This is a genomic window from Streptomyces sp. ALI-76-A, from assembly GCF_030287445.1.
Lineage (GTDB): Bacteria > Actinomycetota > Actinomycetes > Streptomycetales > Streptomycetaceae > Streptomyces.
Genome location: NZ_JASVWB010000002.1, coordinates 7,556,405 through 7,580,977 on the forward strand (window position 1 = coordinate 7,556,405; position 24,573 = coordinate 7,580,977).

Below are 24,573 nucleotides of genomic sequence, written 5' to 3' on the forward strand. Positions count from 1 at the left end.
GGGGACAGACGCTTACGTACGGTCATCGGATCCTTCGGACGAGCGGTCAGTGGAAGGACATTGACCTCAATCTTGCTTGAGGTCCTACGGTTCCTCCCATGAGCATGGAGACCACAGCCTGGACACAACTGCACAGTGTCATGAACGCCGAGCAGGAGCGACGCCCCCTGGCCCGCGCGACACTGCGCCGTATCGGCGTCTTCGCCCGGCCGCATCGCCGCCGCATCGCGCGGTTCGTGGCCCTCGGGGTGGTGACCGCGCTGCTCGCCGTCGCGACCCCCGTCCTCGCCGGACGCGTCGTGAACGCGATCGTGTCGGGCGACGACGAGGGCACGGTCGTGCGCCTGGCCCTCCTCATCGCGCTGATCGCGGTCGCGGAGGCGGCACTCGGCATCCTCGGCAGGCGGCTGTCGGCGACGCTCGGGGAGGGGCTCATCCTCGATCTGCGGACGGCTGTGTTCGATCATGTGCAGCGCATGCCGGTCGCGTTCTTCACACGTACTCGTACGGGAGCGCTCGTCTCCCGTCTCAACAACGACGTCATCGGCGCCCAGCGCGCCTTCAGCAACACCCTGTCCGGAGTGGTCAGCAACCTGGTCACGCTGGTCCTGACCCTCGTCGTCATGCTCACGCTCTCCTGGCAGATCACCCTGCTCGCGCTGGTGCTGCTGCCGGTGTTCGTGATCCCGGCCCGGCGCATGGGCACCCGCATGGCCCGGATGCAGCGGGAGGCGGCGACGCTCAACGCGGCGATGGGCACCCGGATGACGGAACGCTTCTCCGCGCCGGGCGCCACCCTCGTCAAGCTGTTCGGCCGGCCCGAGCAGGAGTCCGAGGAGTTCGCGGAACGCGCCCGCCGGGTGCGTGACATCGGCGTACGGACGGCCATGGCCCAGTCCGTGTTCATCACCGCCCTGACCCTCGTGTCGGCCCTGGCGCTGGCCCTCGTCTACGGCCTCGGCGGCTGGTTCGCCCTGCGCGGCACCCTCGACGCGGGCGCCGTCGTGGCCCTCGCCCTGCTCCTGACCCGTCTGTACGCCCCGCTCACCGCACTCGCCGGTGCCCGCGTCGAGGTGATGAGCGCCCTCGTCAGCTTCGAGCGCGTCTTCGAGGTGCTGGATCTCACACCGCTCATCGAGGAGAAGCCGGACGCCCGCGAGGTCCCCGACGGCCCCGTCTCCGTCGAGTTCGACGACGTCCGCTTCGGCTACCCCTCCGCGGACAAGGTCTCCCTCGCCTCCCTGGAGGAGGTGGCGTCCCTCGACACCCGGGGCGGCGCGGAGGTCCTGCACGGTGTCTCGTTCCGCGCCGAGCCCGGGCAGACGATCGCGCTCGTCGGCTCGTCCGGCGCCGGCAAGTCGACGATCGCGCAACTGCTCCCGCGCCTGTACGACGTCGACGCGGGCGCCGTCCGCGTGGGTGGCGTCGACGTCCGCGACCTCGACGCCCGCTCGCTGCGCGGCACCGTCGGCATGGTCACCCAGGACGGTCACCTCTTCCACGACAGCGTCCGCGCGAACCTCCTGCTGGCCCGGCCCACGGCCACCGAGGCCGAGCTGTGGGACGCGCTGCGCCGCGCCCGCCTGGACGATCTCGTACGGTCCCTGCCCGACGGTCTCGACACCGTGGTCGGCGAACGCGGTTACCGCCTCTCCGGCGGCGAACGCCAGCGCATGACCATCGCCCGGCTGCTGCTGGCCCGCCAGCGCGTCGTCATCCTCGACGAGGCCACCGCCCACCTCGACAACACCTCCGAGGCGGCCGTCCAGGAAGCGCTGACCGAGGCCCTGGAGGGCAGGACGGCGGTCGTGATCGCCCACCGGCTGTCCACCGTGCGCAGCGCGGACCTGATCCTGGTCGTCGAGGCCGGCCGGGTCACGGAACGCGGCACCCACGCGGAGCTGCTGGCACGCGACGGCCGCTACGCCGAGCTCTACCGGACGCAGTTCGCACGCCGGACGGCCGACGCCCCGGGGATCGCGGCGGCCAGGCTGGACGGCGGCCCGGTGCGACGGGACGAGGTCCGCCTCGCCCCTGCCCTGCCATCACCCACTCCGTCCGCTGGCACAGAATAATCAGGTAGATGAATGGCCTGGTACTGGCGAGGACTGGCTCCGCGTCGACGCCCGACTCGGCGATCCGCACGGGGGTCGTAGCCCCAGGCGGGCGCCACCTGCGAGGTGGAGTAGAACCCGCTGATGTGGTGGCAGACACTGGCCTTGGCCTCGTTGACCAGCTTCCGGAACGGGTCGAAGTACGGGTCACCAGTGGGCGTAGAGCGGCTCGACGCCCTTCACGTACTCCTCGGCGACCAGTGCCCAGCCGCCCGGATGGATGATCGTCTGGTCCAGGCCCTGCTCGTCCATGACCCGCAGCCGGGCCTCGCGGTTCTGGTCCGACTCGTGCATCGGCTCGAACCGGTACGTCTCCTCGGGATTGCCCGAGGCCATCGCCTTGAGCATCTCCTTGAGCGAACCGGGACGGGAGACCTGCCCGGACTCCGGCTCCAGACAGACGACGATCCGGTCCCCGGCGAGGATCACCTCACGTCCGTCCGGCAGGGTCACCGGTGCGACCGCGGAACCGAGGAACTCCTTCGGCAGCTGAGGTGAACGCTGTGCCTGGCGCACGCGAGCAGATCCGGTCACTCGTCCTCTCCGGCGACACCTTCGCCTTCCTCGGCTGCGACGCGAGCGACCTGGGTCTCCGGTGAACGAGGAGTGACCGCCTGGCCCGCATGGCCCGCAGTGGCGAACGTCACGAAGGCCGATGCGGGCCGGTGCGTAGGCTGGTCGGCGTCGTGGTGCCGCCAGGTCTGGCCGGCGTCCGGTCGGCACGAGCCCCCGGACCCGGCGTGTGCCGACCGGTCCTGCGACTCGTCGTAAGGTGAGGAAACAGCCCTTGACCTGCACAAGCGGGCAGGGAGCCTAGGTCCGGGAGTACTTCCATGCTGCGAACCATGTTCAAGTCCAAGATCCACCGCGCCACCGTCACCCAGGCCGACCTGCACTACGTGGGATCGGTGACCATCGACGCGGACCTGCTCGACGCCGCCGATCTGCTGCCCGGTGAGCTGGTGCACATCGTCGACATCACCAACGGTGCCCGGCTGGAGACGTACGTCATCGAGGGTGAGCGGGGTTCCGGGGTCGTCGGGATCAACGGGGCCGCCGCCCATCTGGTGCATCCCGGAGATCTGGTGATCATCATCAGTTACGCTCAGATGGCCGACGCCGAGGCGCGGGACTTCGTACCCCGGGTCGTGCACGTGGACCGTGACAACCGTGTCGTGGCGCTGGGGGCCGACCCGTCCGAGCCGGTGCCGGGCTCGGACCAGCAGCGCAGCCCGCAGGCCGTCGTGGCCTGATCCCGACCTCCGGACCAGGAGCGTGCCCATGAGCGACATCGAGATCCGCGACGACCGGGCGGCGGGCCGCCTGGAGGCGATCGGCGGCGGTGAAGTCGTCGGCCACATCGCGTACTTCGTCCTCGAGTCGCCCGCGTCCGCACTCGTCCCCGTCCACACGATCGTCGAGCCGGCCCATGAGGGGAAGGGCATCGCGGGTTCGCTGGCCCGCGAGCTGTACGCCCTCGCGCGGCGTGAGGGGACCGTCGTCGCCCCGCTGTGCCCGTACGTCGTCAGGTGGGCCGAACGCCACCCCGACGAGGCTCCGGCGGCCGACCCCGAGCTGCTGCGTGCGGCGAGGAAGTGGCTGGCGGCGCACCCGGGACGGTTCTGGGTCATCCCCGCGCACCCTCGTGACGGCTCCCCCGTCACGAGGGCCGGAGGGGTCGAAGGCGGGCCCCGGGGCGGACGGCCTCGCCCGATGTGCGGGGCACGCTGCCCGCCTGCTCCGTCATCGGCGGGTCGCGGCGGTGTCCGACGCCGAGCCCGGTGCAGCGGTGGTGCCTGCGGACCACCCCACGGCCTCCGCGTCGCTGGACTGCCGTCCGAATCCGCGCGGCCCGCAAGGAGCGGCGGCGGAGCGGCTCGTCCGCGCGGACGCGAGCGTCCTGACAGGGTGACCCGCCGCCCGCAGGGTGGCCCGCCGTGAACGGCGGCTCGCGCGTATGGGCGGAGTGCGGCGGCCGGATGCGGGAGGCCGTGGACGCCGGCCCCGTGGCCGGGTCCCGCACTCCGGGCGGCCCGGCCGGGTCAGGCGCTTCACGCGGGGGAGTGAGTGGTGGCGCGGCTGTCGGGTAGGCGGGGGAGTAGTCCAGAGCCGATGTCGACGACTGGCCGGAGGACACCATGACGAACCCGTACTCGGACCCCGTTCATCCCGGACCGACACCGGGACCCGGACCGGGCCCCACCCCGGGACCGGATCCGCAGCCCCCGCAGCCGTACCCCGACCCGGTACCGAACCCCACACCGCCCCCCGGCCCCGACCCGGTCCCCGGTCCGGACCCCACTCCCGGCCCGGACCCGACCCCGGGCCCCGAGCCGTCCCCCTCCCCGGTGCCGCCGCCCCCGTCCCCGTCCCCGGTCCCCCCGGGCCCGGAGCCGGTACCGAGCCCGGAACCGGGACCGCCGCTCACCTGACCCGACGCCGGCGGTGGGCGGCGAGAGCAACGCCACCCACCGCCACGCCCGAGGAACCCGTGCACAGCCGGTCGCCACCCAGCGGTCCCCAGGACATCCCTGGCCAGTGGTGCCTACCCGACGGTCCCCGCCGGCGCGCCTTGCTCACTGGGGGCTCACTCCCGGGCAGAGCCCACTGGCCTCTCCCGGTCCCTACTCCGACACCTCCGACCGGTCGCCGCCCCACAGCGTGTGGAACGACCCGTCCCGGTCGGTCCGCCGGTAGGTGTGCGCGCCGAAGAAGTCCCGCTGTCCCTGCGTCAGCGCGGCCGGCAGCCGCTCCGCGCGCAGGGCGTCGTAGTACGCGAGGGCCGCGGCGAAGCCCGGGGTGGGGACGCCCTGGCGGGTCGCGGCGACGAGGACCTCGCGCCAGTCGTCCTGGGCGTCCGCGATCTCCTGGGCGAACGTGTCGTCGGACAGCAGGCTCGGCAGGTCGGCGCGGGCGTCGTACGCGGCGCGGATGCGGTCCAGGAAGGCCGCGCGGATGATGCAGCCGCCGCGCCAGATCGCGGACACCGCACCGAGGTCGATGTCCCAGCCGTACTCCTCGCTGCCCCCGGCGACCTCGTGGAAGCCCTGGGTGTAGGACACGATCTTCGACGCGTACAGCGCCTGCTCGACCCGGTCGGCGAAGGCGCCCGCCTCGGACTCGCTCAGCGGGGAGGCCTTCGGACCGGCCAGCCCGCGAGACGCCTCGCGCAGCGCCGCGTGCCCGGACAGCGAGCGCGCGAACACGGCCTCCGCGATGCCGGAGACCGGGACGCCGAGGTCGAGGGCGATCTGGACGGTCCAGCGGCCGGTGCCCTTCTGCTCGGCCTGGTCCACCACCACGTCCACGAAGGGCTTGCCGGTGGCGGCGTCCACGTGGGACAGCACCTCGGCCGTGATCTCGATCAGGTAGGAGTCAAGGCGGCCGGTGTTCCAGGTGCGGAAGATGTCCGCGATCTGGGCGGGCTCGTAGCCGGCGACGTCGCGCAGCAGCTGGTACGCCTCGCCGATCAGCTGCATGTCGGCGTACTCGATGCCGTTGTGCACCATCTTCACGAAGTGGCCGGCGCCGTCGGGACCGACGTGCGTCACGCACGGCGATCCGTCCGCGGCCTTCGCGGAGATCTTCTCCAGCATCGGGCCGAGCGAGTCGTACGACTCCTTCGGTCCGCCCGGCATGATGCTCGGCCCGTGCAGCGCGCCCTCCTCGCCGCCCGAGACACCCATGCCGACGAAGTGGATGCCCTGCTCGCGCAGGTCGCGTTCGCGGCGCCGGGTGTCCGCGAAGTGCGCGTTGCCGCCGTCGATGATCATGTCGCCCGGCTCCAGCAGCGGGGCGAACTCCTGGATCACCGCGTCGGTGGGGTCGCCGGCCTTCACCATGATGACCAGTCGGCGGGGCCGCTCCAGCGCGGCCACGAACTCCTTGGCGGTCTCGGCCGCGATGAAGTCGCCCTCGCTCCCGAACTCCTCGACCAGGGCGTGCGTACGCGACGCCGTCCGGTTGTGCAGCGCGACCGTGTAGCCGTTGCGGGCGAAGTTGCGGGCGAGGTTGCGGCCCATGACCGCGAGTCCCGTGACGCCGATCTGGGCTGATGTGCTCATGCGGTTGGCTCCTAAAGGATCCGGTTTTCGGGGGATTGCCGGTCGTGCCCGCCAGTCTGCCCCACTGACCATCGTGACGTACCGGTACACCGGCCCCGCGTCTGGGGCCGTTCGGCGTTCCGGTCGCGCAGGCAGATACGCACGGAAGACCCCTCCTTCCTCAGCCGGCGGCCAACTGACGTCTGTTCCCGGTCGCTTGCACCGCAGCGCGGCCGATTGCCGTCTTGTCATGGCCGGTTAGCAGCACTTACTTTTGCCCCTCCTGACGCATGTCGAGGGGGCTCTCCATGGCCGTACGCGGCCGGCACCGCCGGTATCAGCCGAACAGGATCAACCGCGCCTCACTGACCGTCACGGCCGGCGGCGCCGGTATGGCGATCCCGCTGATCGGCACCGGCGTGGCCCACGCCGCCGACGTGGACACCTGGAACAAGGTCGCCGCGTGCGAGTCGACCAACAACTGGAGCATCAACACCGGCAACGGGTATTACGGCGGCCTCCAGTTCAGCCAGTCCACCTGGGAGGCGTACGGCGGCACGCGGTACGCGCCCCGCGCGGATCTGGCCACCAAGGACCAGCAGATCGCCGTGGCGGAGAAGGTGCTGGACGGCCAGGGGCCGGACGCCTGGCCGGTGTGCTCGGACCGGGCCGGGCTGACGCGGGGCGGGGACGTCCCGGACATCCAGCCCGCGGGCGGCACCGGGAACGCCGTCCGGAAGACCGCCGAGAAGCCGGGCGGCACCTCCGTCCGGGACGTGCAGCCGCAGACCACGCCCCAGTCCCGGGCCGGGACGGCCGAGATGTACACGGTGGTGCGCGGCGACTCGCTGTCCGCCATCGCGGACGCCCAGCGCGTCCGGGGCGGCTGGGAGGGGCTGTACACGGCCAACCGGTCGACCATCGGCGCGGACCCCGACCTGATCGTGCCGGGGCAGCGGCTGAGGCTGGGCTCCCAGGGCGCCGCCACGGCGGCCCGGAGCCCCGGCACGTCCACCGCGGAGAAGAAGACCGCGTCGCGCACCCGGGACACCCGGGACACCCGGGACACCCGGGACACCCGGGACACCCGGGACACCCGGGACACCCGGGACACCGCCTCCGAGGACACCGAGGAGAAGACCACCAGGAGCCGTTCCCTGGTCGCGCCGGTCGGCGTTCCGGCGGCGACGCCGTACCGCAAGGCCGGGTCGTCCTGGTCGAAGGGCTACCACACCGGCGTCGACTTCCCCGTGCCCACCGGCACGTCCGTGAAGGCGGTCGGGGCGGGCAAGGTCGTCAGCGCCGGATGGGAGGGCTCGTTCGGCTACCAGGTGGTGATCCGGCACTCCGACGGCCGCTACAGCCAGTACGCCCATCTGTCGGCGATCTCCGTGAAGAGCGGGCAGACGGTGGGCGCCGGTCAGCGCATCGGCCGCTCGGGGTCCACCGGCAACAGCTCGGGCCCGCATCTGCACTTCGAGGTGCGGACGGGGCCCGGCTTCGGTACGGACATCGACCCGGTGGCCTACCTGAGGACCGGCGGCGTCAGGATTTGACGCGGGTGCGGTGCCGGTCGAGGAGGGGCAGCGGAACGTAGGGGCCGCCGTAGAAGGGTCCGTAGTACAGGACGTCCTCGCCGATCGACGGCTCCTCCTGGCCGCCGTCGGGGGCGGACGGCGCCGGGATGATCACGCCCGCCGGAGCGGTGAGCGGCGGGACGAGCAGGCGCTGCGAGCCGACCAGGTCCGGGAGGACGAGCACGTCCTCCCGGGCCACCGCCGGCGAGCCACCGGGGATGGCGTGTCGCACATCCGACGGGACGGCCACCCGGGCCGCCGACGGGACGAGCACGCTCTTGCGCAGTGCGGCGACCTGCTGCTCGGGCAGCCGCGCGAGGAGTTCCCCGGCCAGTTCGTCCACGGGAACCGGCTCGGCGGCGGGCTCCGGCGTGGCGGGCAGGACCGGGGAGGCCGGGGTGGCCGCCTCCTCGGCGTGCGTGCGGGCGATCCGCTCCGTGGTCAGCAGGATCAGACCGCCCGCGGCGACCACACCGCAGCCGAGGGCGAGCAGGGTGCCCGTGGTGCCGTAGCGGAAGGTTTCGCCGAACATCGTGATGCCGACCGCGGCCGCCACCACCGGGTTGACGACCGTCAGCATGGCCAGCGGGGCCGCGAGACCGGCGCCCCGGTAGGAGGCCTGCGACAGCAGCATGCCGGCCGTGGCCAGCACGCCGATCACCGCCAGGGAGGGCACGTCGCCCGCCGAGACGCCGCCGGTCCAGTCGACGGCGACCGTCTTGGTGAACACCGAGGACATGCCGAACGCGATGCCGGACGCGGTCGCGAGCAGGATGCTGCGGACCGCCGGGTGCCGGTGCGCCGCCCGGCCCGCGATCATCAGCGCCACCACCGCACCCGCGGTGACCACGGCGACCAGCACCCGCTGGGCGCTGTCCAGCGACTGCGCGTCGGACGCGCCGACCAGGGACAGCAGACCCGCGAGGCCCACCGTCGCCATGATCGCGCCGCGCCAGGCGGTCGCCCCGGCCCTGCGGCCCACGAACAACGCGGCCATGGGCAGGGCGAACACGATGGTCAGCGCGCCCAGCGGCTGGACCAGGCTCAGCGGACCGTAGGCCAGCGCCACCACGTGCAGGAGTCCGCCGAGGCCGTTGAGAGCGACCGCCGCCCACCAGCCCGGCCGGCGCAGCGGCGCGTACTGTTCGTCCGGAGAGGACGCCGCGACCTGCTCCTGCACGATCGCTCCGGCCGCGTAGGCGACGGCGGAGACGAGCGACAGCAACACGGACAACGCGAGGGCACTCATGAGTTGCTCCTCTGCGTGTGGCGGGGGCGGGCTGCCCGGCGCGACGAACGGTCGGCTTCCATAACCACTACGATCCCGCGAAAATTCCTCGCCGTCGTCGTACCTGAGCAGGCAATGGGTCCTACTGCCGATGGAGTACGAAACGGACGCCATCATCCCCAAGGTGGGTGACTCGGAGCGGACCCCTACTGGCCGCGCCCCTTAAGGGGCTTGGTACTACTGCTCTTCGTGGACCTCGACCCCGACCTCGCCGCGCTGGGGCCGCTCGGCGGCTTCTTCGCCCTGCGCACGACCGGAGCCCCGAGCCCGCCGCCGCCGACCCTGGCGCACGTCTACGGGAACGCCTCGGCGCACACCGACGAGCACGCCGTCCTGGACGTCCGTGTCCGCAAGGTCGCCGACGCGCTGCGCGCCCCGGAGACGCGGATCGCGGTCTCGGTGGCCCAGCAGGGTCTCGCGGCGCGCCTGTGGTCGGTGGCGCTCGGCTGCGCCGCCCTCTACGAGCAGGTGCCCGACCTGGACCCGCGACTGCTGCGCTGGGACCCCGCGGGCAGTGCCCCCGACGACCTGTGGCTGTCGGCCGTACGGCCGCTGCCCGCGACCGCCCGGACCCTCACGGACCTCGTCCTGCACGGGCACCTCCAGCCGCTGGCGAACACCCTGCACGCCCGCTACCGCGTGGCCGAGGGCCTCTTGTGGGGCAACGCGGCCTCCGCGCTGGCGGGCGCCGCCCGGCAGGTGGACGGGTGGGCGCGGGCCCGTGGCCGGACGCGGGCCGGCGGCCGGGCGCGCGACCTGGCGGCGGAACTCCTCGCGCATCCCCTCCTCGCGGGCACCGGCACCCTCACCGGGACCGCCTTCCGGCGCCGCAGCTGCTGCCTCTACTACCGTGTCCCGGGCGGAGGCGTCTGCGGCGACTGTTGTTTCCCACGGCCCCCGTGCTCTTCCCCAGGCGTCACATCTGGGTGACCATGAAGACCGAACAGCTGCTGAGAAGGGGGTTCCGGGTGCGAGTGGGCCTGTTGACCCGGGAGTACCCGCCGGACGTGTACGGCGGCGCGGGTGTCCATGTCGAGTTCCTCGCCCGGGAGCTGAGAGCCCTCGTGGACCTGGACGTGCACTGCTGGGGAGAGGGCCGAGCGGAGGGCGTGCTCCGGCACCGCCCCTGGTCGGCACTGGACACCGCCAACGACGCGCTGCGCACGTTCTCCGTGGACCTCGCGATGGCCGCCGGCCTCGAAGGCCGCGAGCTGGTCCACTCCCACACCTGGTACGCCAACCTCGCCGGCCACCTCGGCAAGCTCCTGTACGGCATCCCGCACGTGATGACCGCCCACTCGCTGGAGCCCCTGCGCCCCTGGAAGGCCGAGCAGCTCGGTGGCGGGTACGCCCTGTCCAGCTGGGCCGAGCGCACCGCGATCGAGACCGCCGACGGGGTGATCGCCGTCTCCGGCGCCATGCGCGACGACATCCTGGGCTGCTACCCGGCCCTGGATCCGGCCAAGGTCCACATCGTGCACAACGGCATCGACACGAGCCTGTACCAGCCGGACCACGGCACCGACGTCCTGCGCCGCATCGGCCTCGACCCGGCCCGCCCGTACGTCCTGTTCGTCGGCCGCATCACCCGCCAGAAGGGGGTGCCCCACCTGCTGCGCGCGGTGCGGGACATCGACCCGGCGGCCCAGGTCGTGCTGTGTGCGGGCGCGCCGGACACCCCGGAGATCGACCAGGAGTTCCGCGACCTGTTCCGGGAGCTGAGCGCCGTCCGGGAGGGCGTGCACTGGATCCCGCAGATGCTGCCGCGCCCCGAGGTGATCCAGCTCCTCACGCACGCCGCCGTGTTCGTCTGCCCTTCGGTGTACGAACCCCTCGGTATCGTCAACCTGGAGGCGATGGCCTGCGGGACTCCCGTCGTGGCGTCCCGGGTCGGCGGTATCCCCGAGGTCGTGGACGACGGCAGGACCGGGGTACTCGTGTCCGTGGACGATGATTTCGAGGCGGGTCTCGCGCGAGCGCTGGACGCGGTCATCGGTGATCCGGAGGCCGCCCGGCGGATGGGCGAGGCGGGACGGGAACGCGCGGTGGGCGAATTCGGCTGGGACGCCGTCGCCCGGCGCACGGTCCGTCTTTACGAGGAGATCATCAAGCAGGCGTAGACCGTCCCGGGCGAGGGCAGGCTTGGGTCAATCAGGTGAGGGGAGCGGCCATGCGTCGTGGTGGTCCTTCGGTGCTCGGCATCGTACTGGCGGGCGGAGAAGGCAAGCGCCTGATGCCCCTGACCGCGGACAGGGCGAAACCCGCGGTCACCTTCGGCGGCACGTACCGCCTGGTGGACTTCGTGCTGTCCAACCTGGTCAACGCCGACATCCTGCGGATCTGCGTGCTCACGCAGTACAAGTCGCACTCGCTGGACCGGCACATCACCACCACCTGGCGGATGTCCAGTCTGCTCGGCAACTACGTCACACCGGTGCCCGCCCAGCAGCGCCTCGGCCCCCGCTGGTACCTGGGCAGCGCGGACGCGCTCCTCCAGTCCCTGAACCTGGTGCACGACGAGCGCCCCGAGTACGTGGCGGTCTTCGGCGCCGACCACGTGTACCGCATGGACCCGCGCCAGATGCTCGCCCAGCACATCGACAGCGGCGCGGGCGTGACGGTGGCCGGGATACGGGTGCCGCGCAGCGAGTCGTCGTCGTTCGGCGTGATCACCGCCGGCTCGGACGGCCAGACGGTGAAGGGGTTCCTGGAGAAGCCGGCCGACCCGCCCGGGCTGCCCGACGCCCCGGACTGCGTCTTCGCCTCCATGGGCAACTACATCTTCACCACCAAGGCCCTGATCGAGGCACTCCAGCGGGACGCCGAGGACGCGGCCTCCGTGCACGACATGGGCGGGTCGATCCTGCCCCAGCTCACCGAGCGCGGCGAGGCCCACCTGTACGACTTCAGCGCCAACCACGTGCCCGGCGAGACCACCCGCGACCAGGGCTACTGGCGGGACGTCGGCACGCTCGACGCGTACTACGACGCCCACATGGACCTGATCGCCGAGCGCCCCGCGTTCAACCTCTACAACCGGCAGTGGCCCATCTACACCCACTCGTACCAGCTCTCGCCCGCCCGGTTCAACGCGGGCGGCATCGCCAGCGAGTCCATCATCAGCGCGGGCTGCCTGATCCGGGGCCAGGTCACCCGGTCGGTGCTCTCCCCCGGCGTGGTGGTCGACCCGGGAGCGGTGGTCCAGGGGTCGGTGCTGCACGACAACGTCCACATCGGGCGGGGTGCGGTGGTGCGCGGTGCCGTGCTCGACAAGAACGTCGAGGTGCCGCCGGGCGCGACGATCGGCGTCAACCCGGAGCGGGACGCGGAGCTGTACACGGTCTCCAAGGGCGGGGCGATCGCGCTCGGCAAGGGCCAACGGGTCACGTAGGCCCCCCGGACGGACGGTCCCGCAGAACCCCGGGACAGGTTCGTACGACCTCAGGACGGCTCCGGTGTCTCGTACGCACCGGAGCCGTCGTCATGTCCCTGGACGCACGGCGGAATCCGTGTTGTCATGCCAACTCCGGCCCATGACAACGTTGTTATGGAGGTTCCGTGCATCACAGACGACTCAGAGACCGCCTCTCCTTACTGCTCGCCGCGCTCCTCGGCCTCACCGGGCTGACCGCGGCCCCCGCCCTGGCCGACGACCCCGTCGAGGCACACGGACTGAAGGGCGAGTACTACACCCAGTCCGCCCCCGGCGCCTTCGACTTCCACGAGCTCAAGGCCACCACCTTCGACCCCGTCCTCGACTTCGACACCCTGGAGCCACGCCTCGCCGCCGCCACCGGCCGCGCGGACGACGTCAGCGTCCGCTGGACCGGCCGGATCGTGCCGGAGCGGACCGGCCCGCACACCTTCTCCGTCATCGGCGACAACGGCTTCCGGCTCTGGGTCGACGGCCGGCTCCTCATCGACCACTGGGTGGACGACTGGGACCGCGAACAGACCGCCCCGCCCGTCGAGCTGACCGCCGGCACGGCCTACGACCTCAAGATCGAGTACTTCGAGCACTACGGCGGCTCGAACCTGCACCTGCGCTGGACCGAGCCGGGCGGTGTCAAGGAGGCCGTCCCGCAGTCGGCGTTCCGCCTTCCCGAGGGCTTCGACTACGACGGACCCCTCACGACCACGGTCCTCGCCGACGGCCGCACTCTGAGGCTCGACTTCGCCCAGCGCCTCGCCCCGCCCCCGGCCGGCCTGACCGACCACCTCGAAGCGGTGATCGGCGGTGCCCGGTGGCCCCTGGGCGCGGCCCGGCCCGACCCCGCCGACCCGAGTGTCCTGCTCGTCGCCCTGGACGAACCCGTGGTGGGCAACAGGACCGGCACCGCCCGCGGCACCGCCGACCTGCGCTACGACGGCGGAGGCGGCCTCACCGACACCGACGGCAACGTTGTCGGAGCCTTCTGGAGCAGCGGCGCCAACCACTCCACGCACCAGCTGCGCACCCGGTGGGCCGACGAGGTCGGGCCGGACAACGCGCACCCCGAGTACCCGCGCCCGCAGCTGACCCGCTCCGCCTGGCGCAACCTCAACGGCCGCTGGCAGTTCGCCCCGGCACAGGCCGGTGAGCGGCCGCCCGTCGGCAGGACCCTGCCCGAGCGCATCCTCGTCCCCTACCCGGTGGAGTCCCAGCTCTCCGGGATCGAACGGCACGAGGACCGCATGTGGTACCGGCGCACCTTCACCGTCCCCGCCGACTGGGACATCGGGTCCGGCAAGCGGCTGCGGCTCAACTTCGGCGCGGTGGACTGGCGCAGCGAGGTGTACGTCAACGGCACCAAGGTGGTCGAGCACCGGGGCGGCTACGACAAGTTCAGTGCCGACGTCACCGACGCGCTCAGGCCCGGCCGGACCCAGGAGCTGATCGTCGGCGTCCACGACCCGACGGACGCGGCCGACGGTGAGAACCCGCCGCTGGGCAAGCAGCGCCTGGACCCGAGCGGCATCTGGTACACCCCGTCCTCCGGCATCTGGCAGACGGTGTGGATGGAGCCGGTCGCGCCGGACCACGTCGACACGCTCAAGCTGACCCCGGACGCGGACAGCGGACGGCTCACCGTGGAGGCGCGGGGGGTACGGGCCGGCGTACCGGTCACGGCGACGGCGTACGAGGGCGGGCGCAAGGTCGCCACGGCACGCGGTCGCACCGGCGCCCCGCTGACCCTGACCATCGAGGACCCGCGCCTGTGGTCGCCCGACGATCCGTTCCTGTACGACCTGAAGGTGACCGTCGGCGCCGACCGCGTCGGCAGCTACTTCGGCATGCGCTCGGTCTCCGTCGAGACGGTGAACGGCGTCCCGCGCACCGTCCTCAACGGTGAACCCGTCTTTCTGATGGCCACCCTCGACCAGGGGTTCTGGCCCGACGGCCTGCACACCGCGCCCACCGACGAGGCCCTGGCGTACGACCTGCGGGCGCACAAGCGGCTGGGCTTCAACTCGGTGCGCAAGCACATCAAGGTCGAGCCCGACCGCTGGTTCCACTGGGCCGACCGGCTGGGCCTGCTGGTGTGGCAGGACATGCCCTCGATGACCGCGGGCGTGAACCCGAGCGCCGCCGCCCGTGCCCAGTACGAGCGGGAGATGAAGGAGATGATCGACGAGCACGTCAGCAGCCCGTCGGTGGTCATGTGGGTCACCTTCAACGAGGGCTGGGGCCAGTACGACGTCGGGCGGGTCGCCGAGCAGGCCAAGGCCTGGGACCCGACCCGGCTGGTCAACAACCAGTCCGGCCTCAACCTGGGCGCCGACGGGAACGCCGGCGACATCATGGACGAGCACGGCTATCCCAGCCCCGCCCTGCCGCCTCGCCCGGACGGCAGACGCGCCCTGGTCAGCGGCGAGTACGGCGGACTGGGGCTGGCGGTCCCGGGCCACGCCTGGTCGGTCCAGCAGTCCTACGTCGACGTCGACCCGGCCACCTACACGGACGACTACCTGGTCAAGCTCGACGAGGTGCGCGCCCTGGCCTGCCGGGGCGGCAACGGCGCCGTCTACACCCAGATCGCGGACGTCGAGGGTGAGCTGAACGGGTTGCTCACCTACGACCGCGAGGTCCTGAAACCGGACGTGGCGCGCTTGAGGACCGCCCACGAGGCACTGATCCGGGACATCTCCCGGGCCACCCCGGCGGGCTGTCCCGCGGCCTGAGGGCCCGTACGGGTGCCTCTGTGACCCCGGACGGCGCACGAGTCCCGCCCCTTTCCCCGGGGCGGGACTTAATCTGCTGTTAACTGAGCGTAGCCTGATCGCACTTGACCGTAATCGCCTGAGGGCGGTTGACTGCTCGCTCACCCCTTCGTCGTCGCGAGGCAAGCCATTGACTTCTGACCTGCTCGCACCCCTCGATCTCGCCTTCTGGAACATGGAATCCGCCGAGCATCCGATGCACCTGGGCGCGCTCGGCGTCTTCGCGGCGCACTCGCCCACCGCGGGCGCCCACGCGGCCGACCTGCTCGCCGCCCGGGCCGCCGCGGTGCCCGGACTGCGGATGCGCATCCGGGACGTGTGGCCCCTCGGCTTCCCCGCGGCCTTCGGCGGCGCCGCCCGCGAGCCCGCCCCCGACTTCGACCCGCTCGACCACGTCACCCTGCACGCCCCCGCCGCGGACTTCCAGAGCGAGGCGGGCCGGCTCATGCAGCGTCCGCTGGAGCGGCAGCGGCCACCGTGGGAGGCTCATGTGCTGCCGGGGCAGGACGGCGTCTCGTTCGCCGTGCTGTTCAAGTTCCACCACGCCCTGGCCGACGGACTGCGCGCGCTCACGCTGGCCGCCGCGGTCCTGGACCCGCTGGACATGCCCCCGCCCCGCCCCCGCCCGGTAGAACCGCCGCGCGCGCTCCTCCCGGACGTCCGCCGGCTGCCGGGACTGGTCCGCGACTCCCTCTCCGACACCCTGTCCGACGTGGGCCGGGCCCTCGACATCGGCGCCTCCGTCGCCCGCTCCACCCTGGACGTGCGCTCCAGCGCCGCCCTCACCGCCCGGTCCACCGGCACCCGCCGCACCGCCGGCGTGGTCGTCGACCTGGACGACGTGCACCGCGTGCGCAAGACCGTCGGCGGCACCGTCAACGACGTCGTGATCGCGGTCGTCGCGGGCGCGCTGCGCCGCTGGCTCGACGAGCGCGGCGACGGCAGCGAGGGCGTCGCACCCCGCGCCCTGATCCCGGTCTCCCGGCGCCGGCCGCGCACCGCCCACCCCCAGGGCAACCGGCTCTCCGGGTATCTGATGCGGCTGCCGGTCGCCGACCCGGACCCGCTCGGCCGCCTCGCCGCGGTCCGCGCGGCCATGGACCGCAACAAGGACGCCGGACCCAACCGGGGCGCCGGCGCCGTCGCCCTGCTCGCCGACCACGTCCCCGCGCTCGGCCACCGGCTCGGCGGCCCCCTGGTCGGCCAGGCCGCCCGGCTCTGGTTCGACATCCTGGTCACCAGCGTGCCCCTGCCGAGCATCGGCCTGAAGCTCGGCGGCAACCCGGTCACCGCGGTCTACCCCTTCGCCCCGCTCGCCCGCGGCCAGTCCCTGGCGGTCGCGATCTCGACGTACCGCGGCAGCGTCCACTACGGCCTCGTCGCCGATGCCGAGGCCGTCCCCGACCTCGACCGGTTCGCCCACGCCCTCTCCGCGGAGGTGGAGACGTTGATCACCGCCTGCGACTCCTGACCGCCGCGGGTTTGGCGCTGTGGCCCGGCGCTCCGTAAAATTCGCCGTTCGAAAGCGGACGCCGTCGGAGCGCCGCGCGGAGGACCCAGGGAACGGCAGCGGCCATGACGGTGACAGACAACGGCTCGGCGACCACGGACGAGATCGTCTACGGTCCCGGAATCGACCCGGAGCGGCTGGCCGTCTGCCTCGGCGTGCTCGAGGAACTCGAGGAACTGGACGTCGACCACCCCGACGCGATCGCCGTGCGCCGGGCCACCGCGGGCATCTACCGCTCCGTCAAGCAGCGCCGCCGCCAGGAGCGCCGGGCCGCCAAGACCGCGCACGACAAGGCGGTGACCGAGGCGACGGCCACCGGCTCCGCCCGCCGCATCGACGACGAGACCGAGGGCATCCTGCCGTCGTCGGTCGTCGAGGAGGGCCAGATCGCGGGGATACTCCAGCGCCCCCGTTCCTGCTACACCTGCAAGACCCGGTACGTCGAGGTCGACTACTTCTACCACCAGCTCTGCCAGAAGTGCGCCGCCGACAACCGCGCCCGCCGCGACGCCCGCACCGACCTCACCGGCAGGCGCGCGCTGCTCACCGGCGGCCGCGCCAAGATCGGCATGTACATCGCGCTGCGGCTGCTGCGTGACGGTGCCCACACCACCATCACCACCCGCTTCCCGAACGACGCCGTCCGCCGCTTCAAGGCCCAGCCCGACAGCGCCGACTGGATCGACCGCCTGAAGATCGTCGGGCTCGACCTGCGCGACCCGGCCCAGGTGGTGGCACTGGCGGACTCGGTCGCCGCCGAGGGCCCGCTGGACATCCTGATCAACAACGCGGCCCAGACCGTACGCCGCTCCCCGCAGGCCTACAGCGAACTGCTGGCCGCCGAGTCCGCCCCGCTGCCCGCCGGTGAGCTGCCCGCGGCCGAGGTGATCGGCACCTTCGGCTCCGGCGCGGTCCCCGCGCTGCCGCTGGCCTCGGCCGGCGCGCTGACCGCCCAGGACGTCACGGACCTCGCCCTGATCTCGGGCTCGGCCTCCCTGGAGCGGATCGCCGCCGGTACGGCGATCGACGCGGGCGGGCTCATCCCCGACCTGCACGACTCCAACAGCTGGATCCAGACGGTGGAGGAGGTGACGCCGGTCGAGCTCCTGGAGGTCCAGCTGTGCAACTCGACGGCGCCCTTCATCCTGATCAGCCGACTGCGTCCGTCGATGGCGTCCTCGTCGGCGGCGCGCACGTACATCGTGAACGTCTCCGCCATGGAGGGGGTCTTCGCCCGCGGCTACAAGGGCGCCGGGCACCCGCACACCAACATGGCCAAGGCCGCCCTGAACATGCTCACGCGCACCAGCGCCCAGGAGATGTTCGAGAAGGACGGCATCCTCATGACGGCCGTCGACACCGGCTGGATCACCGACGAGCGCCCGCACCCCGACAAGGTCCGGCTCGCCGAGGCGGGCTTCCACGCCCCGCTCGACCTGGTCGACGGCGCGGCCCGCGTCTACGACCCGATCGTGCGCGGCGAGGCGGGCGAGGACCTGTACGGCGTCTTCCTCAAGGACTACGCGCCGGGCAAGTGGTGACCGCGCGCCGGACGCGCCCGCGGGTGTGCCCGGCCCGGCGGCACGAGAGCTGACGCACCGTCAGTCGACGGCCCCGAGACGGGCGTTCCGTGCCGCCAGCAGTTCCAGTACCGTGCGCCAGTCCTCCAGGACCCCGGCGTCGAAGCCTGCGGACCGCGCCTCCTCGTCGGCCTGGCGCAGCCGCAGCAGGTCGTCGTCGGCGGGGCCGAGGCCGGGCCCGGATCCGCGGACGAGGCCGGCGACGCGTTCGCCGAGCAGGAAATGGACCGCCCGGGCGGCGCGGTCCGCGTGGGCGGTCCGGTCGCCGGGGCTCAGCAGCGGGCCGATCGCCTGGACCAGCCCCGCCACTTGCAGCTCCTTGTCGGCGGGACGGGACCGGCGCAGCAGCGCGGCGGTGCGCAGCGCGTGATGGTGGGGGTCCGTCCGGCCGCCTCCGAGGCCGGGTGCGTCGCCCGCGCCCCGGCAGGCGTACAGCAGATCCATCAGCTCTTCGACACTGCGCAGCTCCATGCGCCAGTCCTCCCGCCGGACGAGCGTTGCCGAACGGCAGCAGACCATGGCCGGCTTGCGATTCGGCCAACGGGACCTGAACTGCTCCGCCCGTTCGGGGCCGTAGGCCGAACGGGCGATGCGCACAAGGTGCGTCAGGGGACGGAACGGGGCAGAGTGGCCCTGGCCGCACACGGGTTGACTTCGGATAGTTACCCTTTGTTTTCAGCCCTATCGAGCGGACTCCCGCTCATTTGGTTAGTCTGTAGCCGACGGACAGCAGTCAGGGGTCTCAACCCACACCCACGGTCCGTCATGGGAACGCCCGTTCACCACGGTCTGCTCTCACCTGAGAAGCCGACGCCACCGCGTCCGAACTGCCTCCAGCCAGAACCGAGTGGGCGTCGTGTGCCAGGCCGCAGACTGGGCGTACGCCCCGAGGGTGATCCGACACATAAGGAGTGCGCGGTGACACCGGAGAAGACAAATCGCGAACAACGCCCCAAGGAACGCCCGGAGCGTGCGGGCCGCAGGCCCGGAGAGATCGGCAGCCTCGACGTGTGGGCCCGGTCCGCCCCGATCCTTCTCGCGGGCTACGAGGACGACCTCGCCGAGGACCACATCCTGCCCAGCGTGGACTGACCCCGGACGACCCGTCCCGATCGCCGACCGCATGGGCGTGCGGAACTCACGCCCATGCCGACCAGAGAAGCCGTGGCCGACGACTGGCCACGGATCTGGCCTTCATGGCACCGGATCGTCGCCGCCGCCGGGACCCGCACCCGGGACCCGGACACCTCCGAGGAAGCGGCCCGCGCCCTGTGGATGGCCCCGGCCGAACGGGTCTACGTCGTCGAGGACGACAGCGCCGCCGTCGTCGGGCCCGACCCGGCCGTGACGCTGTGGACATCCCTCGGCCTCACGATCCTCGGCACGGTCCCGGACGCGTCCGACCATCCCCGGCACGGCCGGGTGGTTGGCGCATCATGTACAGGGCCCGGTGACCCGCCCCTACTCCAGCGGTGCCGTCCGCTCCCACGGGCGCCGCTCCTCCAACTGCGCCGCCACCCCCAGCAGATCCGCCTCCGACCCCGGCAGCCCCACCAGCTGCACGGCGCAGGGGACGCCCGAGGGAAGAGTGCCGAACGGGACCGACATCGCGGGCCAGCCGGTGAGGTTCCACGGCGGGGTCAGCGGCGAGTAGTTCGTGTTGGCCAGCACGTTGCGCAGCCAGCCCCGCTCGTGCCAGGGCGCGGACTTGGGGGAGCGGCGGGCGAGCGCCGGCATGAGCAGCACGTCGTACTCGTCGAAGAACGGCTCCAGGCGCCGGCGCAGCGCCTGCCGCCCCTCTCCGGTGCGCACCGAGTTCACGAAGCGGCGTCCGACCGCCGCGTGCACCCGGGTGCGCCGGGCCAGTCGCCGCCGGTCCAGCCCCTGCGCGTCCACGGCCGTGCCGGCCGTCCAGTGGGCGAGCGAGGTGAGGCTCAGCGACAGCGGGTACGGCGGATCGGCCCGGCGCACCTGGTGACCCGCCTTCATGAGCACGCCGGCCGCCTCCCGGACCGCCGCGGTGTACGGCGAGGTGACGGCGACACCGGCGAGCGGGCTGCGCAGGGAGGCGGCGACGCGGTGTGTCGCGTCCGGGGCACGGCGTACGAACACGGTGTCCGCGAGGACCGACAGCATCAGCCGGGTGTCCTCGACCGTCGTCGCCAGGGGCCCGTTCTCCGACATGCCGAACCAGTCGCCGTCGCTGACCCCGGCGGGCACCACACCGGGGCCCGGCTTCAGGGTGACCAGGCCGCAGTTGGCCGCCGGGATGCGCAGGGAGCCCAGGCCGTCGTTGCCGAGGGCGATCGGCACCAGGCCGGCGGCGACCGCGGCCGCGCTGCCGCCCGACGAGCCGCCCGCCGTGCGGGAGGTGTCCCACGGGTTGCGGGCGGTGCCGTGGACGCCCTCGGTGGTGCCGAAGACGCACAGTTCCGGCACGTTGGTCAGGCCCACCACCACCGCGCCCGCCGCCCGCAGCCGGGCCACGGTGACATGGTCGGCGTCGGCGGGCGTGTCCGGGGTCGCGGCGGAACCGACGCGCATGGCCTCGCCGCGCACGGCCAGGTTGTCCTTGACGGCCACCGGCACCCCGGCCAGCGGCAGTTCGCCCAGGTCGCCGCGCGCGGCCACCTCGTCGGCCTCGGCGAGCGCCGCCCCGGCCCGTACCGTGCGGAACGCCCCGATGCGGCCGTCGAGCCGCTCGATCCGGGCGAGGTGTGCGGCCACCACCTCGCGGGGCGTGACGCGCTTCTCGCGTACGGCGGCGGCGATCTCGACGGCGGTCCGGCCGACCCAGCTGGTCACGGGCGCTCCTCGGAGGCTACTGGTGAGTATGTAGGGAGAACTCTGCCCCGGAGCGGGCGCCGCGTCGAGAGCCCTCACGGCTGGAGCTGCGGACGGGTCTCCTCGATCGCCGGCGCGGGGGAGCCGGGCACCGGGCGGGCCCGGCCGAGCGGTCCTCAGCGCAGGTGCCGTTCGAAGAACGCCGTCGTGGCGTCCATCGAGCGCGGCCACTGTGGTCCGAACGTGTGCCCCTCGCCCTCGTACGTCCGCAGCTGGACGTCCTTGCCGGCCCGTTCGAACGCGGCGACGGTCTGCCGGGTCCAGGTCAGGGGGCAGGTGCCGTCCGCCGTGCCGTGATGGATCAGCAGCGGCTCGGTCACGCGGTCGACATAGGTGATCGGCGAGACCTCCCGCCAGAACCTCGGGTTCTCCTCGGGGGTGCCGTGCGCGGCCTCGATCCCGGCGACCACCGGGTCGCCCTCGCCGCGCTGGAAGTGGTCGACGTTCTCGGCCGGGCGGGAGCTGACCGGCGCGAACACCACGGCCGCGTCGACCAGGCCGGGGGCCACCACCAGCGTGTTGTAGACGACCCCGCCGCCCATCGACCGGCCCAGCAGACCGATCCGTTCGCCGTCGATCTCCGGGCGGCCGGAGGAGCGCAGCGCCTTGACGGCGCCGATGACGTCCTCGGTGTAGCCGAGGCGGAGGTTGACGTCGTTGTCGGGGTCGTCGTCCGAGCCCGCGTGGTTGCGGTAGTCGGTGTGCAGGACCACGTAGCCGTCGCGGGCCAGCAGGTCCTGTTCGCGGGCCAGCCCGCGGCCGGTGGTGTAGACGGCCGGGTCGATGTAGCCGTGCGCCAGGACCAGCGCCGGGAAGGGCCCCCTGCCCGTCGGGATGTTCAGGAGGCCGGAGATCGTCAGGCCGTTCGCCTCGTACGTCACACGGTGACTGGTGTAGGCGTCGGTCCGGGCGAGCACCGCGCCGAGTTCGAGGCCGGAGCCGCGGTGCTCGCGCTGGATCAGCCCCGGGATGGACACCGGGTCGACGGGTGTGCGGGTGGCGGAGGGCGGGGCGGTGGGGCCCTGGCTCGACGCGCGCGCGGAGGCGGGCGGGCCGGTGCGCGTCCCGTCGCCTTCGCCGCCGTCCCCGGTGCAGCCGGTCGCGGCCACCAGCACCAGCGCGGCGGCGACGCAGGCCGTACTCCATGACCGCATACGGTCATTGTCCTCCGGGCGGCGCCGCCGGGCACGGGTTTCCCGCGTTTCCCGGCCCCCGGGCCCGGGTCGGCCGAGCTGTGCCCCGGGGCGGGACCGGACGGGACGGTCACGGCTCGGCCGTGCGGCCCGCGCCGAGTCCGTCCGGGCCGCCATCGGACGCCTCGCCCGCGCTCCGTACACGCGGCTCCCGCTGCCGGGGCGCGCCCCGGCCTGGCCGTCACCCGTGCGCGCACGGCACAATCCGGGGCGTGCAGATCACCGCGCGGGAACTCAACCGGGCCACCCTCGACCGTCAGTCGCTGCTCCGGCGGGAACGGTCGGGGGTCGTCGAGGCGGTGCGGCGCGTGGTGGCGTTGCAGGCGCAGCAGCCCGCGTCGCCGTATCTGGCGCTGTGGAACCGGATCGCGGGCTTCGACCCGGCCGACCTGGACGCCGCCTTCACGCGGCGAGCGGTCGTCAAGGCGACCCTGATGCGCATCACCCTCCACGCGGTCCACGCGGACGACCACCCGGTGTTCCGGGAGGCGATGCGGCCGACGCTGCGGGCCTCCCGGCTCGGTCACCGCTTCGCCGCCGCGGGACTCACCCCCGCGGACGCCGAGGACCTGATGCCCCGGCTGCTGGAGTTCGTGGCACACCCGCGCACGTCCCGCGAGCTGAACGCCTGGTGTGAGGAGCGGCTCGGGGCGGAGCGGAGCGCCGGGGCGTGGTGGGGGCTGAAGGGGTACGCCCCGCTGCTGCACGTCCCGACCGGCGGGCCCTGGTCGTTCGGGACCTCACCGTCGTTCGTCGCGGCGCGCCCCGCACAGCCGGCGGCGGGGGCGGAAGAGGCGTTGCGGACCCTCGCCCTGCGCTATCTGGCGGGGTTCGGACCGGCGTCGGTGGCGGACGTGGCGCAGTTCGCCCTGGTGCAGCGGGCCCGTGTCCGCACGGCGCTCCGCGCGCTCGGTGACGCCGTGGAGCACGTCGAGGGGCCCGACGGCACGGCACTGTTCGACATCCCCGGGGCCTCGCGCCCGCCCGCGGACACCCCGGCCCCGCCCCGGCTGATGGCGATGTGGGACAGCGTCCTGCTGGCCCACGCCGACCGCACCCGCGTGATCCCGCCGGACTACCGCTCCCTGGTGATCCGCGTCAACGGCGACGTGCTGCCGACGCTGCTGGTCGACGGCTATGTGGCGGGCGTGTGGCGCCCGGTCGAGGGCGGCATCGAGGCGACCGCCTTCCACGACCTCTCGCCCGCGGCCTGGGACGGACTCGCCTCGGAGGCCGCGTCCCTGACCCGGCTGCTCGCCCCTCGCGACCCGCGCGTGTACAGCAGGTACGGCCACTGGTGGGCCAAGCTTCCCCAGGCACGGGTGCGGATCCTGCCGGGCTGAGCTTCGGGGCCACCGCGCACGCCCCGCGCGGCCTCGCCGGCCCGCCGGCCGGTGCGGGGCCGGCCGTGCCCGGCGCCGCCCGCGCCGGAGTCCCCACCCGGACCCGGGCCGCCGGGTGCGGTCCGCCGTGGCCGTCGGCTCAGCTGCCGAGCTGCGCCCGCAGCCACTCCTCGACCTCTCCCACGTGCGCGGCCGCCGCCGCCCGTGCCGCCTCCGGGTCCCGGGCGACCAGGGCCCGGTGGATGGCGGCGTGTTCGCGGCGGGTGCGGGCGAAGGCCCCCTCCTCCTGGTAGCCGCGCCAGACGCGGGCGCGGAACGTACGGGAGGACAGGCCGTCCAGGATCGCGGCCATGGCCTCGTTGCCGGCGGCCGTGGCGATCTCGCGGTGGAAGGCCAGGTCGTGGGCGAGGATCACCTCCGGATCGTCGGTCGCGTTCATCGCCGTCAGGTGCTTCTCCACCTCGGCGAGCTGGTCGGGGGTGATCCGGGCCGCCGCCAGCGCGGTCGCCGTCGACTCCAGGATGCGGCGCACCTCCAGCAGCTCCACCAGGCGCGGGCCGCGCGACAGGTCGGCGACCACGCCGAACGTCTCCAGGAGGTCGCCCGCCTCCAGTTGCGTCACGTAGATGCCCGAACCGTGCCGCGCCTCCAGTACCCCCATCACCGTCAGCGCGCGGATCGCCTCGCGCATCGAACTGCGCGAGATGCCCAGCTGGACCGCCAGTTCACGCTCGGTCGGCAGCCGCTGGCCCGGCTCCAGCCGGCCCTCGCCGATCATCGCCTTGATCCGCTCGATGGCGCGCTCCGTCACGGTGCCCTTGTGCGGGGCTGTCTCGTTCACGCCGTTCCTCCACTGCCGGGGTGCGCCGCAGTCTAACCA

The 24,573-nt window shown here is 73.0% G+C and carries 18 protein-coding genes and 2 pseudogenes; 13 read left to right on the forward strand and 7 right to left on the reverse strand.

Annotated features, from left to right (window positions below):
* Positions 1–104 precede the first annotated feature (104 nt).
* Positions 105–2,075, forward strand: coding sequence for an ABC transporter ATP-binding protein (locus tag QQS16_RS34645; protein WP_286066554.1), 1,971 nt, complete (start codon positions 105–107; stop codon positions 2,073–2,075).
* A gap of 186 nt (positions 2,076–2,261) precedes the next feature.
* Here QQS16_RS34645 and QQS16_RS34650 read toward each other — a convergent pair whose 3' ends face one another.
* Positions 2,262–2,630 (reverse strand): hypothetical protein, encoded by a 369-nt coding sequence (locus tag QQS16_RS34650; RefSeq protein ID WP_286066008.1) that lies wholly within the window; start codon positions 2,628–2,630, stop codon positions 2,262–2,264.
* A gap of 317 nt (positions 2,631–2,947) precedes the next feature.
* Between QQS16_RS34650 and panD the strand changes: the two genes are divergently transcribed.
* Both panD and QQS16_RS34660 read left to right on the forward strand, forming a co-directional pair.
* Entirely contained in the window at positions 2,948–3,367 is a 420-nt protein-coding gene (gene panD / locus QQS16_RS34655) for an aspartate 1-decarboxylase (protein ID WP_286066009.1), read from the forward strand.
* 28 nt (positions 3,368–3,395) lie between these two features.
* Positions 3,396–3,737, forward strand: a pseudogene (locus QQS16_RS34660) (GNAT family N-acetyltransferase); the annotation flags it as partial.
* Between the two features lie 1,001 nt (positions 3,738–4,738).
* Here QQS16_RS34660 and gnd read toward each other — a convergent pair.
* Positions 4,739–6,178, reverse strand: coding sequence for an NADP-dependent phosphogluconate dehydrogenase (gene gnd, locus QQS16_RS34665; protein WP_286066010.1), 1,440 nt, complete (start codon positions 6,176–6,178; stop codon positions 4,739–4,741).
* 287 nt (positions 6,179–6,465) lie between these two features.
* Here gnd and QQS16_RS34670 point away from each other — a divergent pair, with 287 nt between their 5' ends.
* Entirely contained in the window at positions 6,466–7,713 is a 1,248-nt protein-coding gene (locus QQS16_RS34670; protein ID WP_286066011.1) for a transglycosylase family protein, read from the forward strand.
* Here QQS16_RS34670 and QQS16_RS34675 read toward each other — a convergent pair.
* The gene (locus QQS16_RS34675) at positions 7,703–8,983 is read right to left on the reverse strand and encodes a DMT family transporter (RefSeq protein WP_286066012.1); all 1,281 of its coding nucleotides are present in this window, start codon (positions 8,981–8,983) and stop codon (positions 7,703–7,705) included. The two genes, QQS16_RS34670 and QQS16_RS34675, sit on opposite strands and share 11 nt — an antisense overlap.
* A gap of 210 nt (positions 8,984–9,193) precedes the next feature.
* Between QQS16_RS34675 and QQS16_RS34680 the strand changes: the two genes are divergently transcribed.
* The 6 genes from QQS16_RS34680 (at position 9,194) to QQS16_RS34705 (ending at position 18,274) form a co-directional block, all read left to right on the forward strand.
* The gene (locus tag QQS16_RS34680; RefSeq protein WP_286066013.1) at positions 9,194–9,952 is read left to right on the forward strand and encodes a (2Fe-2S)-binding protein; all 759 of its coding nucleotides are present in this window, start codon (positions 9,194–9,196) and stop codon (positions 9,950–9,952) included.
* Positions 9,953–9,990: 38 nt separating this feature from the next.
* Positions 9,991–11,142, forward strand: a complete 1,152-nt coding sequence (gene glgA / locus QQS16_RS34685) for a glycogen synthase (RefSeq protein WP_286066555.1) — start codon at positions 9,991–9,993, stop codon at positions 11,140–11,142.
* Positions 11,143–11,192: 50 nt separating this feature from the next.
* Positions 11,193–12,413, forward strand: coding sequence for a glucose-1-phosphate adenylyltransferase (gene glgC / locus QQS16_RS34690; protein WP_286066014.1), 1,221 nt, complete (start codon positions 11,193–11,195; stop codon positions 12,411–12,413).
* Positions 12,414–12,580: 167 nt separating this feature from the next.
* Entirely contained in the window at positions 12,581–15,184 is a 2,604-nt protein-coding gene (locus tag QQS16_RS34695; protein WP_286066015.1) for a PA14 domain-containing protein, read from the forward strand.
* 169 nt (positions 15,185–15,353) lie between these two features.
* Positions 15,354–16,694 (forward strand): wax ester/triacylglycerol synthase family O-acyltransferase, encoded by a 1,341-nt coding sequence (locus QQS16_RS34700; RefSeq protein ID WP_286066016.1) that lies wholly within the window; start codon positions 15,354–15,356, stop codon positions 16,692–16,694.
* Positions 16,695–16,798: 104 nt separating this feature from the next.
* Positions 16,799–18,274: an SDR family NAD(P)-dependent oxidoreductase gene (locus QQS16_RS34705; protein ID WP_286066017.1), complete on the forward strand. Its 1,476-nt coding sequence runs from the start codon at positions 16,799–16,801 to the stop codon at positions 18,272–18,274.
* A gap of 60 nt (positions 18,275–18,334) precedes the next feature.
* Here the strand turns inward: QQS16_RS34705 and QQS16_RS34710 are convergent, their stop codons facing one another.
* Positions 18,335–18,784 (reverse strand): hypothetical protein, encoded by a 450-nt coding sequence (locus QQS16_RS34710; RefSeq protein ID WP_286066018.1) that lies wholly within the window; start codon positions 18,782–18,784, stop codon positions 18,335–18,337.
* A gap of 447 nt (positions 18,785–19,231) precedes the next feature.
* Here QQS16_RS34710 and QQS16_RS34715 point away from each other — a divergent pair, with 447 nt between their 5' ends.
* On the forward strand, positions 19,232–19,405 hold the full coding sequence (locus QQS16_RS34715; RefSeq protein ID WP_286066019.1) for a hypothetical protein: 174 nt from the start codon (positions 19,232–19,234) through the stop codon (positions 19,403–19,405).
* Between the two features lie 54 nt (positions 19,406–19,459).
* Positions 19,460–19,738: pseudogene (locus QQS16_RS43630) on the forward strand (GNAT family N-acetyltransferase); the annotation flags it as partial.
* Positions 19,739–19,774: 36 nt separating this feature from the next.
* On the opposite strand, the gene QQS16_RS34720 reads toward QQS16_RS43630, so the two are convergent.
* Both QQS16_RS34720 and QQS16_RS34725 read right to left on the reverse strand, forming a co-directional pair.
* Positions 19,775–21,118, reverse strand: coding sequence for an amidase (locus QQS16_RS34720; protein ID WP_286066020.1), 1,344 nt, complete (start codon positions 21,116–21,118; stop codon positions 19,775–19,777).
* A gap of 155 nt (positions 21,119–21,273) precedes the next feature.
* A complete protein-coding gene (locus QQS16_RS34725; RefSeq protein ID WP_286066021.1) occupies positions 21,274–22,311 on the reverse strand; it encodes an alpha/beta hydrolase family protein in 1,038 nt (345 codons plus the stop codon).
* Positions 22,312–22,562: 251 nt separating this feature from the next.
* Here QQS16_RS34725 and QQS16_RS34730 point away from each other — a divergent pair, with 251 nt between their 5' ends.
* Complete coding sequence (locus QQS16_RS34730; protein WP_286066022.1) at positions 22,563–23,693, forward strand: winged helix DNA-binding domain-containing protein; 1,131 nt, start codon at positions 22,563–22,565, stop codon at positions 23,691–23,693.
* A 139-nt stretch (positions 23,694–23,832) separates the two neighbouring features.
* Here the strand turns inward: QQS16_RS34730 and QQS16_RS34735 are convergent, their stop codons facing one another.
* Positions 23,833–24,534, reverse strand: a complete 702-nt coding sequence (locus tag QQS16_RS34735; protein WP_286066023.1) for a FadR/GntR family transcriptional regulator — start codon at positions 24,532–24,534, stop codon at positions 23,833–23,835.
* Positions 24,535–24,573: the final 39 nt, after the last annotated feature.